Below are 13,467 nucleotides of genomic sequence, written 5' to 3' on the forward strand. Positions count from 1 at the left end.
GTCGGTGGACATTGTTTCCCCAGGTCAAAGGGGCCTCTGGGGATACTGTCCAGAGTTATCCCCAGGGCTGTCCACAGTGCTCCACACACCCTGAGGCGCGTCGTGCACAGCTTGACCACAACCTTGTCCACAGGCCGCGTTGCCGTACCTCGCGGAACCCGCGAAACTGTCAGACCGGTCGGCTACAAGTGGGGGTGGTGCGACCGCCTGCTAGTTCGAGGGGGCGCGGTGAGCATGGACGACGAAGAGCCGGGCGGCGGTGGCGGCCCGAGTTTCGAACGTACCCCGCCCCACAACATCGAGGCGGAGCAGTCGGTCCTGGGCGGCATGCTGCTGTCCAAGGACGCCATCGCCGACGTCATCGAGATCCTGCGCTCCGACGACTTCTACCGGCCCGCGCACCAGATCATCCACGACGTCATCACCGACCTCTACGGCAGAGGCGAGCCGGCCGACGCCGTCACCGTCTTCGACGAACTGCAGAAGCGCGGCGAGATGGCCAGGGTCGGCGGCGCCGCCTACCTGCACACGCTGACCGCCGTCGTCCCGACGGCCGCCAACGCCGGCTACTACGCGAAGATCGTCCGCGAGCAGGCCATCCTGCGCCGCCTCATCGAGGCCGGCACCCGCATCGTCTCCTACGGCTACGGCGGCCAGAACGAAGAGGTCGACGACCTGGTCGACCGCGCCCAGGCCGAGATCTACAAGGTCACCGAGCGCCGCACCTCCGAGGACTACCGCCCGCTGTCGGAGATCATGCCCGGCGCCCTCGACGAACTCGAGGCCATCGGCAGCCGCGGCGGTCACATGGTCGGCGTCCCCACCGGCTTCCAGGACCTCGACCAGCTCACCAACGGCCTCCACCCGGGCCAGATGATCGTCGTGGCCGCCCGTCCCGCCATGGGCAAGGCCCTCGCGCTCGACACCCCGTTGCCCACACCAACGGGCTGGACCACGATGGGAGAGGTCGCCGTCGGCGACGCCCTGATCGGGGCGGACGGCAAGCCCACCCGCGTCGTGGCGGCAACAGAGGTCATGTACGGCAGGCCCTGCTACGAGGTGGAGTTCAGCGACGGAACGGTGATCGTCGCCGATGCGCAGCACCAGTGGCGGACCACGACCCGGGCCGCCCGCCGCCAGGCGTCCGAGGCCAAGAGGTCCATGCGCTGGTCCGAGGGCTCCGTTCGCCGGGTGCGGGAGGCGCACGCCGCGTACGCGGGTGATGGCGTGAGCCTTCTCACCCACCGCGAAGCGGTCGCGACGGTGGGCGAGGAATTCGATCACGAGCCCGTCGTGACCACCGAGGAAATCGCCGCGACGCTGCGATGCGGGTCGGCGGATCGTCGTCCGAATCATGCTGTCGTGGTGGCCGCCGCCTTCGAACTTCCCGAACGGGATCTGCCGTTGTCCCCCTACACGCTCGGTCTCTGGCTCGGCGACGGGACCAGCGCGGCTGCGCGGATCACCACGATGGACGCCGAGGTCGTGGCCAACCTCCGAGGAGAGGGCCTGACGGCGCAAGTTCGCACGTGCGGGCGGAGCTGTGGCGGCCGTGCGAGATTCATCTGGCCTCCGGCGCCTGCTCCCACCTGCCCCGACTGCGGGGGACCTTCGAGTGGTCTGCGTCAGTGCCAGTCGTGCCGTAACGACCACGGCACGATCACTGGCGTCCTCCGCAAGCTCGACCTGCTGGGCAACAAGCACATCCCTCCCGCCTATCTGCGAGGCTCGGAGCGGCAGCGCCGCGACCTGCTGGCGGGCCTTCTCGATTCCGACGGCTATGTGAGCCTCAGCGGGCAGATCCAGTTCGCGGTGACCAACCGGCGGCTCGCCGAGGACACCCTGGAGCTGATCCTTAGCCTTGGTTATCGCGCGACGATGCGGACGAAGCCGGTCCGCGGCAGGACCGAGGAATCCTCGACCTGCTACATGATCAATTTCACGGCCGCGGAAAAGGTGTTCCGGCTGTCTCGCAAGAGTGATCGGCAGGTAGAGACGGCGCACGCCGCCACGCGTGTCCGCTACATCGTCGATGTGCGCCCGATCGCCTCACGCCCGCTCCGGTGTGTTGAGGTCGACAACGCCGACCACATGTACCTCGCCAGCAGGGCCTGTATCCCCACGCACAACAGCACGCTCGGCCTGGACTTCGCCCGGTCGGCGGCGATCAGGAACGGGATGACCACGGTCATCTTCTCGCTGGAAATGTCGCGCAACGAGATCACCATGCGCCTGCTCTCCGCCGAGGCCAGGGTGGCGCTGCACGCGATGCGCTCCGGCATGATGAGCGACGACGACTGGACCCGTCTGGCCCGGCGGATGAGCGAGGTGGCCGAGGCGCCGCTGTTCATCGACGACTCGCCCAACATGTCCATGATGGAGATCCGGGCCAAGTGCCGGCGTCTCAAACAACGCCACGACCTGCGCTTCGTCATCATCGACTACCTCCAGCTGATGAGCTCCCCGAAGAAGACGGAAAGCCGCCAGAACGAGGTCTCCGAGATCTCCCGAGGCATCAAGCTGCTGGCGAAGGAGCTCGAGGTCCCGGTCATCGCGATGTCCCAGCTCAACCGCGGCCCCGAGCAACGCACCGACAAACGCCCCCAGGTCAGCGACCTGCGTGAGTCCGGCTGCCTCACCGCGGACACCCGTGTACTCCGGGCCGACACCGGAGCCGAGGTGTCGCTGGGGGAACTCCTGGAGTCCGGAGCGCGCGACATCCCGGTGTGGTCTCTGGACGACAGGCTCCGGCTCGTCCCGAAGACCATGACCCACGTGTTTCCCAGCGGTGTGAAGGAGGTCTTCCGGCTGCGGCTGAGGTCCGGCCGGGAGATCAAAGCGACGGCCAATCACCCCTTCATGACCCTCGACGGCTGGCGTCCCCTGGGCGAACTGTCCCCGGGGGCACGCCTCGCCGTCCCGCGTCACACCCCCGCGCCCCAACGGCTTCAGGAGTGGCCGGACGATCAGCTGATCATGCTCGGGCACATGATCGGTGACGGCTCGTTCGTGAAGCGGCAGCCGATCCGGTATGCCAGCAAGGACGAGATGTGCCTGAGTACCGTGACCCGAGCCGCCAGACACTTCGGCGTGAGCGCGGTCCGGGACGACTACCCCGCAGCGCGGGTGACCACGCTGCGGTTGCCCGCCCCGTATCGCCTCACCCATGGCAAGCGCAATCCGATCGCCGCCTGGCTGGACGGTCTGGGGCTGTTCGGCCTCCGCAGTCACGAGAAGTTCGTCCCCGACGATGTCTTCTCGCTTTCCAAGCGGCAGATCGCGCTGTTCCTGCGGCACCTGTGGGCGACCGACGGATGCGTCTGGTGGGACGAGAAGGCCGGGCAGGCACGGATCTACTACGCCTCCACGAGCCGGCGCCTGATCGACGACGTGGCGCGGCTGCTGCTGCGCTTCAACGTGATGACGCGGGTGAAGGAGATCAGGAAGGGCGACCACCGGCCGGGATTTCAGCTGGTGATCTACGGTGCTGACAACCAGCTCCGGTTCCTGGACGACGTGGGTGTGCACGGCGAGCGGTCCACACAGGCCGGCCGGTGCACCGCAACGCTCCGGAAGATGGCGGGCAACACCAACCTCGACACCGTCCCGCGTGAGGTGTGGGATCGCGTCCGCGAGGCTCTGACGGAGCGGGGAACCACTCAACGCGAGTTCGCCGCCCAGCTCGGCACGCAGTATTGCGGCAGCGCCATGTGGAAGCCCGCGCCCAGCCGCGGCCGGATGGGCCGGATCGCCGCCATTCTCGACGACGCCGAGCTGGACATCCTCGCCACGAACGACGTGTTCTGGGATGAGATCGCTTCCGTCGAAAGCCTGGGCGAACAGCCCGTCTACGACGCGACCGTGCTCGGCACCCACAACTTCGTGGCCAACGGGATCAGCGTCCACAACTCGATCGAGCAGGATGCGGACATGGTCATCCTGTTGCATCGGGAGGATGCCTACGAGAAGGAGTCGCCGCGTGCCGGCGAGGCTGACCTGATCGTGGGCAAGCACCGTAACGGTCCCACCGCCACGGTCACCGTGGCCTTCCAGGGCCATTACAGCCGGTTCGTCGACATGGCCCAGCACTGACGCGAAAAACCGGATGACGCGCCTGCCGTCGCGGAGTTAGCCTGCCTGGCGATCCCAGGAGGTGGCCATGCAGGTCAAGGACGTCATCCGGTCCCAGCGTCCCTTCTCCAGCCGAGGAGTCTCCTTTTGTATGCCCTGCCTGCCGAGCTCAGGCATGCCCTGACCGAAGAGCTCGAGTTCCACCGTGAGCACGATCTGGCCGCCTCGGCCGCCGAGCTCACGGCGCGTTATCACCGTCCCATCGACCGGCCGGCGTTGCGGTCGGCGACTGATGTGGCTGCTTATGCGGCGGTTCGGATGCCGGCCACCTTCGCTGCCGTGCGGTTCGCGCTGGCTCAGGCGGCAGTCGTGGCGCCGGGGTTCGGGCCGCGTACTCACCTGGACGTCGGGGGTGGCACCGGCGCGGCGGTCTGGGCGGCTGCCGACTGCTGGCCTGGGCTGGGTGAGGTGACCGTTCTTGAGCGTGACCGCGCGGCCGCCGGTCTCGGTCGGGCGCTGGCCGCGCGTTCCGCCCATCCCGCGGTACGGCAGGCCGCCTGGCGCCAGGCGGATCTGGCCAAGGACATCACCACGGAACCGGCCGACCTGGTGACCGTGTCGTACGTGCTGGGGGAGTTGCCGGAGGCGGCCCGGCTGCCGTTGATCAGGCGGCTGGCCGGGCGGGCGGGGATGCTGGCCGTGGTCGAGCCTGGTTCGCCTGATGGGTTCGCGCGGGTGCTGGCGGTGCGGGATCTTCTGGTCGAGCTGGGGATGAACATCGCGGCTCCGTGTCCCCATGACGGGGCTTGCCCGCTGGCGGCCGGAGACTGGTGTCACTTCGCCGCGCGGCTGCCGCGCGAGAGCCTGCACCGGCGGCTCAAGGCGGGCTCGCTGGGGTTCGAGGACGAGAAGTTCTCCTACGTCGTGGCTACGTCGGCGCCGGTCACGCCGCCGGGAGCGCGTGTGCTGCGGCACCCGCGTACCCGCAAAGGGCTGGTGACGCTGACGTTGTGCGGCGACGGCGTCAGCGACCAGAACGTGTCCAAGCGCGACGGCGAGCTCTACCGCGTGGCCCGCGACACCGCGTGGGGCGACGCTTGGCCGCCGGTATGACCCCAGGGGCCGCCGCTGTGAACCCAGCGGCGGCCGGTGTGACCCAGTAGACACGTGGCGGCGGAATCGGGCTGATCTTCGCGGCGCTTTAGCAGATGACTACAGCGAAGGGAAGAAGCCATGACCATCTTGATCGCCTATGACGGTTCCGCCGACGCGAAGGCGGCCATCGAGTTCGCGGGCAAGCACCTCGCCCAGGAGTCGACTGTCGTGATCACGGTGTGGGAGCCGCTGCTCGTGCAGCTGAAGCGGCACCCCATCGCCGGCCCCGCGCTGATCTCCGACCAGGGCGAGGAGTGGAAGGAGCTGGCCGAGCAGCAGGCCAAGGAGGGCGCCGAGCTGGCGGTGAAGGCCGGGCTGAACGATGTGACGGCGCGCGCGGTGGCCGACCGCGAGTCGATCTGGAACACCATCGTGGACGTGGCCGACGAGATCGACGCCTCGCTCATCGTGACCGGTTCGCGAGGTCTGGCGGGGGTGCGCTCGGTGCTGCTGGGCAGCGTGTCCAACCACGTGCTGCACCACGCGCACCGCCCGACGCTGATCGTGCCGCCGACGAAGAACAAGGACTAGCAGGCGGCGCAGTTGGAGGCCGGGGAGAGCCGGGTGTCGATGCGCCTGGCTCCCGGCCCTTCGTCGCCGAGGCGGTCGAAGGGGTTGGCCAGGACGCACCGGTCGAGTGACAGGCACCCGCAGCCGATGCAGTCGGTCAGGTCGTCGCGCAGCCGTTGAAGCTGCTCGATGCGGTCGTCGAGTTCGGTGCGCCACGCGGCGGAGAGCTTGGCCCAGTCCTCGCGGTTGGGCGTGCGCTCCTCGGGGAGTTCGGCGAGGGCGTCCTTGATGGTCTTGAGCGGGATGCCGATGCGCTGGGCGAGCCTGATGAAGGCGACCCTGCGCAGGGTGTCGCGCGAGTAGCGGCGCTGGTTGCCGGTGGTGCGGCGGCTGTCGATCAGGCCTTTGGTCTCGTAGAAGTGCAGCGCGGAGACGGCCACACCGCTGCGCTCGGACAGCTGGCCTACGGTGAGCTCCTTGGAGTTCCACGGCGCCTTGCTCATCTGCGCAGCCTATGTCACCTGCGTCGGGCGATCGAAGAGGGTCTCCAGCACGACGATGGTCTGGGTGCCGGTGACGCCGTCGATGTCGAAGATCTCGCGCAGCACCTCCTGGAGTTGCTCGGTGCCGGCCGTACGGACCTTGACCAGGACGGAGGCGGGACCGGCGATGATGTGGGCCTCCTCGACGCCGTCGATGGCCTTGAGCGGCTCGGTCGTGCCGCCCATCCACACGCTGCCGTCCACCAGGACGTACGCGAGCACGCCCCGTCCGGTGGCGACCGGGTCCACGTCGACGGTGGTGCGCCGGATGACGCCGCGTTCGCGCAGTTTGCGGACCCGTTCGTGGGCGGCGCCGCTGGACAGTCCTACTGCCTTGCCGAGCGCGGCGTACGAACGCGTGGCGTCCTCTTGGAGCTGACCGACCAGCATCCTGTCAATGTTGTCCACAACAGGATGGTAGTCGGCCATGGCCTTCCGTTGCCGGATGAGGTTTGCTTCTGCTATGACGACCGTGATTCCCACCGAGTTCGAGCCGTTCGACCCGCGCGCCGCCGAGATCCGCGGGGACCTGTGGACGGAGGTGCTTCACACCGGTACCCGCTGGGCCGAGGGCCCGGTGTACTTCCCGGCCGGACGTTTCCTGGTCTGGAGCGACATCCCCAACGACCGCCTGCTGCGCTGGGACGAGATGACCGGCCACGTCGGCCCCTTCCGCCAGCCGGCCGACTACGTCAACGGCAACACCCTCGACCGGGTCGGGCGGCTGATCTCCTGCGAGCAGGGCACCCGCCGGGTCACCCGGACCGAGGCCGACGGTCGCGTCACCGTGATCGCCGACCGGTGGAAGGGCAAGCGGCTCAACAGCCCCAACGACGTGGTCGTGCGCTCCGACGGCTCGATCTGGTTCACCGACCCGCCGTACGGCATCATCAGCGACTACGAGGGCCATCGGGCCGAGCAGGAGATCGACGGCTGTCACGTCTACCGCGTGGACCCGAGCACGGCCGAGGTACGCGTCGTGGCCGGCGACTTCGAGCGTCCCAACGGCCTGGCGTTCTCCACCGACGAGAAGCAGCTGTACGTCGCCGACACCCAGGCCAACCACATCCGCCTGTTCGACGTGCACGAGGACGGCCGGCTGACCGGCGGGAAGGTCTTCGCCGACACCGAGCACGGCAGCTTCGACGGCCTGCGCCTGGACGACACCGGCCGGGTCTGGGCGGCCTGCGGCAAGGCGGTCAACTGCTACGACCCCGACGGCACCCTGCTGGGCCGCCTGAAGTTCCCCGAGCAGGTGGCGAACCTGGTCTTCGGCGGCCCCAAGCGCAACCGCCTGTTCATCACCGCCACCTCGTCGCTCTACTCGATCCTGTCCGGCGTACGCGGCGCCCGCCCGGTCTGGGGCTGACCTACTCCCACCGGAACAGCCGTACGGCCAGCCCGCCGAACACCAGCAGCCCACCGGCCATGACGGCCAGGTGCGGCAGCTGGGGCGCGTTGCCCGCCCAGGTGTCGCGCAGGGCCTGGGCGAACGGCCCGGCCACGGAGAAGTCGCCGATCGTGCGCAGGACCGGGGACATGAGCTCGCGCGGGATCCACATGCCGGCGACGAACATCAGCGGGAACATGATCACCGATCCGACCGGTGCCGCGACCTTGCTGTTGGTCAGGATCGCCGCCACCACCAGGCCCATGGCCAGGAGCGCCGCCGTACCGAGGAGATAGACGAGGGCGAAGGCGACGGGGGCGCGCGGCGGGACGGTGCCGAGCACGAGACGGGCGCAGACGATGAGCAGCAGCGTGGACAGGGCGGCGATCGCGAGGTTGATGACGAGCTGGGCGGCCAGCACGCGGGCCGGGTGTACGGGCGTGGTCGACATCCTGCGCAGCACGCCGCGCTCGCGGTAGGCGGTCAGGGTCGTGGGCAGCACGGTGAAGGCCAGCGTGAGCAGCGCGAGCATGGTCATCATGGCCGGCATCTGGGTGTCGTTGAGCGACTGGCCGCCCAGCTCGGGCTTGATCTCGGAGAAGCCCGGCATGCTGCCCAGCACGAGCAGCAACGCCAGCGGCAGCCCGGCGGTGAACGCGATGCCCGGCCATTCGCGCAGCTGGAGCTTGGTCTCGACGGCGAGGATCTTCATCATGGGATGAGCTTCTTTCCGGTGATGGCGAGGAAGGCGTCGTCCAGGTTGGCCTGCTCGATGCGCAGGTCGGTGGGGACGATCTGGTGTTCGGCCAGCGCCAGCGTGACGGCGGGCGCGAGATTGCCGGAGCCCCTGACGACGAGCCGGGCGCCGCTGCGCTCGACCGCGCGCACCTCGGGCAGGGCGAGCAGGATCGCCTCGTCGACGGGGGAGGAGGGCCGGAAACTGACCTCCTGCTCGTCGTCCACGGCCGCGACCAGCCCGGCGGGGGTGTCGACGGCGGCCACCCGGCCTCCGTCGATGAGGGCGACGCGGTCGCAGAGCCGTTCGGCCTCCTCCATGAAGTGGGTGACCAGCAGGACCGTCACGCCGTCGGCGCGGATGCGCTCCACGAGCTCCCACACGTCGCGCCGCGCCTGCGGGTCGAGTCCGGTGGTCAGCTCGTCCAGTACGGCCACGCGCGGCCGCCCGACCAGCGCCAGCGCCACCGAGAGCCGTTGCCGCTGGCCGCCGGAGAGCTTGGCGAACATGGCGTTCCGCTTGGCGGTCAGGCCGACCAGGTCGAGGAGTTCAGGCCAGTCGGCGGGATCGGGGTAGAAGGAGGCGTACAGGTCCATGGCCTCCCAGACCTTGATGCGGTCGGGCAGCTGGGAGCTCTGGAGCTGGGCGCCGAGGATGCGGCGCAGCCGGTCCCGGTCGCGGCCGGGGTCGACGCCGGCCACGCTGATCTGGCCGCCGTCGCGGCGGCGCAGGCCGGAGACGCACTCGACGGTGGTGGTCTTGCCGGCTCCGTTGGGCCCGAGGATGCCGAAGATCTCGCCCTCCTCGACGGAGAACGAGACGTCCTCGACGGCCACATGGTCTTTGTAGCTCTTGCGGAGGTTGGTGACTTCGATCAGGTCCATGCCTCAGACGCTAGAAACACCTGTTACGCGGGGGAATCGCGCTAGCTCCCAGGCAAGGGTGTACTTAGATGCAGTGTCTGATTCGCCGGGTTCCTGCACACTGAAGGGCATGAGATTCGGTCGCGCGATGCTGCTGCTCGCCATGGCGTTCGTCGAGGTCGGCATCCTGCTGGTCGCGTTGCCGATGCTCACGCTGGCCTTCGCGTTCGGCATGGTGTTCCTGTATCCGCCGCAGGTCATGATGGTCCGGTGGGCGGCCGAGCTGACCCGGCGCTGGGCCCGGGAGTGGGCCGGGGTCGAGATCGCCCCGCCGTACCTGCCGAAGCCGCCGCCGGTGCAGCCGCAGCCGGACGGCTGGTACCGCCACGACCGCACGCTCTACAAGACGCCGCGGGTGCCCGAGTGGAGCAACCGCTGGAAGTGGCTGATCAGCGACACGGCCTCCTGGCGGGACTCGCTGTGGCTGCTGTGGGACCCGATGGTCAAGATCACGCTCGCGCCGCTGCTCATCCTCCTGCCGCGCGTGGGGGTCAGGTTGTACGCCCTGTGGGCGCGCGCCCTGCTGGCGCCCACCGCGGCGAGCCTGCTGGCGGGGCGCGTACGTCACCTGGACAGGGTGCGCAATCTGGCCAACGACACCCAGGCCGCCGAGATGCGCAGGATCGAGCGGGACCTGCACGACGGCACCCAGGCCAGGCTGGTGGCGCTCGGCATGACGATCGGCGCCGTCGAGGAGCTCATCGAGAAGGACCCGAAGGCCGCCAAGGCCCTGCTGGCCAAGGCCCGCGACGCCTCGGCCGACACGCTGACCGAGCTGCGCCGCGTGGTGCGCGGCATCCATCCGCCCGTGCTGGCCGAGCGGGGGATCGGCGACGCCGTACGGGCGATGGCGATGGACAGCCCGCTGCGGGTCGAGGTCGACGTGGACCTGCCGCACCGTCCTGAGGCGCCGGTGGAGGCGGCCGCGTACTTCGCCGTCAGCGAGCTGCTGTCGAACGCCGCCCGCCACGGTCGGGCCGAGCGCGCCCGCGTCGACATCAGCCAGCACGACGGCGACCTGCGCATCACCGTCGAGGACGACGGCCTGGGCGGCGCCGACCCCGCCAAGGGCAGCGGCCTGGCCGGGATCGAACGCCGGCTGGCCGCCTTCGACGGCGTCCTCGCCCTGCACAGCCCGCCCGGCGGCCCCACCACGGTCACGATGGAGCTGCCGCGGTCGCTGCCCGAGAAGGGGTCGTCCGGCGCGGTGCCCAAGATGCCGCTGTGGAAGACCTGCGTGGTCGTCTTCCTGTGGCTGACCGCCTGGTGCCCGTTCTTCCCGCAGGGCATGGTGGCCGCCATCTTCAAGGTCTTCTCCATCGACGAGAAGGCCTGGTTCCTCGCCCTCTACCTGCCGGAGCCGTGGCAGTGGCCGGTCATCGCGCTGATGATGCTGGTCGGCGGCACCATGTACGCGGCGGCCGTCCTGATCCCCGCGACCCATTCCCAGAAGAGCCAGTGGGCCCCGCCCCGCCTATCATTCAACCGATGCTGAACCGCGTTCTCATAGCAGAAGACCTGTACCTGCTCCGCGATGGTCTCGTCCGCCTCCTGCAGGCGCACGACTTCACCGTCGTGGGCGCGGTGGAGACCGGTCCCGAGCTGCTGAAGGCCCTGATCGAGCTGCGCCCCGACGTCTCCGTCGTGGACGTACGGCTGCCGCCCACCCTCACCGACGAGGGGCTCAAGGCCTCCCTGGAGGCGCGCAGGAAGATCCCGGGCCTGCCGATCCTGGTGCTGTCCCAGCACGTGGAGCAGCTCTACGCCCGCGAACTCCTGGCCGACGGCACCGGCGGCATCGGCTACCTGCTGAAGGACCGCGTCTTCAACGCCGACCAGTTCGTCGACGCGGTACGCCGGGTGGCGGCCGGCGGCACCGCCATGGACCCCGAGGTCATCTCCAAGCTGCTGGCCAGCAACGCCCGCAACGAACCCCTGGCCGCCCTCACCCCGCGCGAACGCGAGGTCCTGGAGGTCATGGCCGAGGGACGTTCCAACGCGGCGATCGCGCAGCGGCTCTACCTGAGCGAGAGCGCGGTGGCCAAGCACACGGCCAACATCTTCGCCAAGCTCGACCTGGCGCCGTCGGACGACGACAACCGCCGGGTGCTGGCCGTCCTCACCTATCTCAACAGCCGGTGACGGTCTCAACAGCCGGTGACGGTCTCAACAGCCGGTGAAGGGATGCTTTGTCGGTGGCACCGGATACCTTCATAGAAGGCAGGTGACACGAAAGGGTAGATCAGGTGAAATTCCGGGTTAGCCGTGATGTGCTGGCAGACGCGGTGGCGTGGGCGGCCAGGGTGTTGCCCAGCCGGCCTGTCGTGCCCGTGCTGTCCGGGCTGCTGATCGAGGCGAGCGACGAGCTGAGCCTGGCGGCGTTCGACTACGACGTCTCCGCCCAGGCCAGGGTCGAGGCCGACGTGGCCGAGCCCGGCAAGGTGCTCATCCCCGGCCGCCTCCTGGCAGAGATCAGCCGCAGCCTGCCCGCCGAGGACGTCCAGATCGTGACGGAGGGCGCCGAAGCCATCCTGACCTGCGGCAGCGCCGAGTTCGGCCTGATCACGATGCCCGTCGACGACTTCCCGACCCTGCCCACGATGCCGCCGGGCATCGGCGCCATCGGCGGGGGCGTGTTCGCCAGCGCGGTGACGCAGGTGGCGCCCGCCTCCAGCCGCGACGACACGCTGCCCATGCTGACCGGCATCCGCGTCGACATCGAGGGCGAGAACGTCGCGATGGCAGCGACCGACCGCTACCGCATCGCCGCCCGTGACTTCACCTGGCGCCCGGCCCGGCCCGACGTGGCGGTCTCCGCCATGGTGCCCGCGAAGGTGCTGGTCGAGGTGGCCAAGTCGCTGCGCGGCGGCGAGGTGCTGATCGCGATGGGCGACGGCGTGGCGGGCTTCGAGAGCGTGGGCCGCAGCACGACGGTCCGGCTGCTCGACGAGCAGTTCATCGACTACCGCACCCGCCTGACCGCCGACTGGTCCATCCGCGCCGACGTCCGGGTGACGCCGTTCGTGGAGGCGATCAAGCGCGTGGCGCTGGTGGCGGAGCGCAACACGGCGATCAGGCTGACGTTCAGCAAGAACCAGGTGCTGATCCAGGCGGGCGGCGGCGACATCGGCCGCGGCACCGAGATCGTCGAATGCGAACTGCACGGCGGCGACGAGATCCAGATGGCGTTCCAGTCGCACTTCCTGCTCGACGGCCTGACCGGGGTGGAGACGGAGCTGGCCCGTATCAACATGGAATCCTCCACGCGCCCGGCCCTCATCCAAGACGTTCCCGGCGACGCGGCCCCCGACTTCCGCTACCTCGTGATGTCCCTGCGCCAGGGGTGACGTCTCTTTTTCCGTTGCGGCTCTCTATCCGTTACGGCGAAGCCGCCCCCACACCACCCGCCGCCGTGCCCTGGCGCAGATCGGGGGGATCGCTTCTCACGTCGGACACATGCCCCACCGCAACGGCCCATCGATAACCACGATCCCGAGCCCCCAATCCCAGGGCCACGGAGCACCCTGAGCCCGAGCTCTCATGCTTCCGGCTGCCCACGAGCCCTTGACCTCTGGGTTTCGCGCCTCCGACCAGCCTCCGACCAGCCTCCGACCAGCCTGCGGCGTGGCGGTTCAGATGACCGTGCGAATCCGGCGGTCTGGCGTCAGGTGGTGAGGGATTGGAAGACGCGTTTGAAGGTTGCCCATTCGGCGGCTCCCACCTTGGCCGCGTGGCGGCGTTCTATCTGTTCTGCCAGGGCGTCAGCCTTCACCATCTGGTCCAGGCCGAGTTCCGTGGGCACGATCAGCTTGGCCCGCCGGTCCTTCGGGTCGGGACGGCGTTCCACGTATCCCAGCTCCACCAACTCGTCCACCAGCGTGCCGATGACCTGTTTGTGCTGCCCCGACTGGGCTGAAAGGTCGGTGGCGCGGCTGCCTTCGGGGTCCAGGTAGGCGAGGATGGCGCCGTGCCGGGGCCGGATGCGGCTGTGGCCCTGGTTGGCGATGGTGGAGAACAGCTCCCGCTGGAAGGCGAACAACGTCCGGCTGGCGAGGATCCCCAGGTCGGGGTCGATCTTCTTGCGCTCGCTGCGCCGCACGGCGACCTCCATATAGTCACTAATCTTGACTATCAAAAATC

Annotated in this window: 12 protein-coding genes; 7 read left to right on the forward strand and 5 right to left on the reverse strand. The window is 69.1% G+C overall.

All coding sequences use genetic code 11. From position 1 onward, the window contains the following. Nucleotides 1–228: 228 nt before the first annotated feature. The 3 genes from HNR40_RS07420 to HNR40_RS07430 all read left to right on the forward strand — a co-directional run bounded on the left by HNR40_RS07420 (nucleotide 229) and on the right by HNR40_RS07430 (nucleotide 5,757). Entirely contained in the window at nucleotides 229–4,092 is a 3,864-nt protein-coding gene (locus HNR40_RS07420) for a replicative DNA helicase (protein ID WP_312896223.1), read from the forward strand. Between the two features lie 126 nt (nucleotides 4,093–4,218). Continuing rightward, on the forward strand, nucleotides 4,219–5,184 hold the full coding sequence (locus tag HNR40_RS07425; protein WP_184959156.1) for a small ribosomal subunit Rsm22 family protein: 966 nt from the start codon (nucleotides 4,219–4,221) through the stop codon (nucleotides 5,182–5,184). 120 nt (nucleotides 5,185–5,304) lie between these two features. Next, nucleotides 5,305–5,757 (forward strand): universal stress protein, encoded by a 453-nt coding sequence (locus tag HNR40_RS07430; RefSeq protein ID WP_184959157.1) that lies wholly within the window; start codon nucleotides 5,305–5,307, stop codon nucleotides 5,755–5,757. Here the strand turns inward: HNR40_RS07430 and soxR are convergent. Continuing rightward, nucleotides 5,754–6,239, reverse strand: coding sequence for a redox-sensitive transcriptional activator SoxR (gene soxR / locus HNR40_RS07435; RefSeq protein WP_184959158.1), 486 nt, complete (start codon nucleotides 6,237–6,239; stop codon nucleotides 5,754–5,756). The genes HNR40_RS07430 and soxR overlap by 4 nt on opposite strands. 9 nt (nucleotides 6,240–6,248) lie before the next feature. After that, entirely contained in the window at nucleotides 6,249–6,686 is a 438-nt protein-coding gene (locus tag HNR40_RS07440) for an Lrp/AsnC family transcriptional regulator (protein WP_312896224.1), read from the reverse strand. 55 nt (nucleotides 6,687–6,741) lie between these two features. On the opposite strand from HNR40_RS07440, the gene HNR40_RS07445 reads away from it, so the two are divergent. Then, entirely contained in the window at nucleotides 6,742–7,647 is a 906-nt protein-coding gene (locus HNR40_RS07445; protein WP_184959160.1) for an SMP-30/gluconolactonase/LRE family protein, read from the forward strand. Between the two features lies 1 nt (nucleotide 7,648). Here the strand turns inward: HNR40_RS07445 and HNR40_RS07450 are convergent, their stop codons facing one another. Together HNR40_RS07450 and HNR40_RS07455 are read right to left on the reverse strand one after the other, a co-directional pair. Then, nucleotides 7,649–8,383, reverse strand: coding sequence for an ABC transporter permease (locus tag HNR40_RS07450; protein ID WP_184959162.1), 735 nt, complete (start codon nucleotides 8,381–8,383; stop codon nucleotides 7,649–7,651). Then, the gene (locus HNR40_RS07455) at nucleotides 8,380–9,288 is read right to left on the reverse strand and encodes an ABC transporter ATP-binding protein (protein WP_184959164.1); all 909 of its coding nucleotides are present in this window, start codon (nucleotides 9,286–9,288) and stop codon (nucleotides 8,380–8,382) included. Before HNR40_RS07455 ends, HNR40_RS07450 begins: the two co-directional genes overlap by 4 nt. A gap of 109 nt (nucleotides 9,289–9,397) precedes the next feature. Between HNR40_RS07455 and HNR40_RS07460 the strand changes: the two genes are divergently transcribed. The 3 genes from HNR40_RS07460 (at nucleotide 9,398) to dnaN (ending at nucleotide 12,674) form a co-directional block, all read left to right on the forward strand. Further along, the gene (locus HNR40_RS07460; protein ID WP_246508369.1) at nucleotides 9,398–10,822 is read left to right on the forward strand and encodes a sensor histidine kinase; all 1,425 of its coding nucleotides are present in this window, start codon (nucleotides 9,398–9,400) and stop codon (nucleotides 10,820–10,822) included. Next, the gene (locus HNR40_RS07465) at nucleotides 10,816–11,469 is read left to right on the forward strand and encodes a LuxR C-terminal-related transcriptional regulator (protein WP_184959166.1); all 654 of its coding nucleotides are present in this window, start codon (nucleotides 10,816–10,818) and stop codon (nucleotides 11,467–11,469) included. The genes HNR40_RS07460 and HNR40_RS07465 overlap by 7 nt, the downstream gene beginning before the upstream one ends. Nucleotides 11,470–11,573: 104 nt before the next feature. Next, the gene (dnaN, locus tag HNR40_RS07470; RefSeq protein WP_184959168.1) at nucleotides 11,574–12,674 is read left to right on the forward strand and encodes a DNA polymerase III subunit beta; all 1,101 of its coding nucleotides are present in this window, start codon (nucleotides 11,574–11,576) and stop codon (nucleotides 12,672–12,674) included. A 317-nt stretch (nucleotides 12,675–12,991) separates the two neighbouring features. Here dnaN and HNR40_RS07475 read toward each other — a convergent pair whose 3' ends face one another. Beyond that, entirely contained in the window at nucleotides 12,992–13,426 is a 435-nt protein-coding gene (locus HNR40_RS07475; RefSeq protein WP_312896225.1) for a MarR family winged helix-turn-helix transcriptional regulator, read from the reverse strand. Nucleotides 13,427–13,467 lie beyond the last annotated feature (41 nt).

The sequence above is a fragment of the Nonomuraea endophytica genome, assembly GCF_014203235.1.
GTDB lineage: Bacteria > Actinomycetota > Actinomycetes > Streptosporangiales > Streptosporangiaceae > Nonomuraea > Nonomuraea endophytica.

What these genes read in the sequence shown, in the direction of transcription:
- HNR40_RS07465 (WP_184959166.1), top strand. Translation starts at nt 10,816, where the DNA reads ATGCTGAACCGCGTTCTCATAGCAGAAGACCTGTACCTGCTCCGCGAT.
- HNR40_RS07460 (WP_246508369.1), top strand. Translation starts at nt 9,398, where the DNA reads ATGAGATTCGGTCGCGCGATGCTGCTGCTCGCCATGGCGTTCGTCGAG.
- HNR40_RS07445 (WP_184959160.1), top strand. Translation starts at nt 6,742, where the DNA reads ATGACGACCGTGATTCCCACCGAGTTCGAGCCGTTCGACCCGCGCGCC.
- soxR (WP_184959158.1), bottom strand. Translation starts at nt 6,239, where the DNA reads ATGAGCAAGGCGCCGTGGAACTCCAAGGAGCTCACCGTAGGCCAGCTG.
- HNR40_RS07455 (WP_184959164.1), bottom strand. Translation starts at nt 9,288, where the DNA reads ATGGACCTGATCGAAGTCACCAACCTCCGCAAGAGCTACAAAGACCAT.
- HNR40_RS07430 (WP_184959157.1), top strand. Translation starts at nt 5,305, where the DNA reads ATGACCATCTTGATCGCCTATGACGGTTCCGCCGACGCGAAGGCGGCC.
- HNR40_RS07450 (WP_184959162.1), bottom strand. Translation starts at nt 8,383, where the DNA reads ATGATGAAGATCCTCGCCGTCGAGACCAAGCTCCAGCTGCGCGAATGG.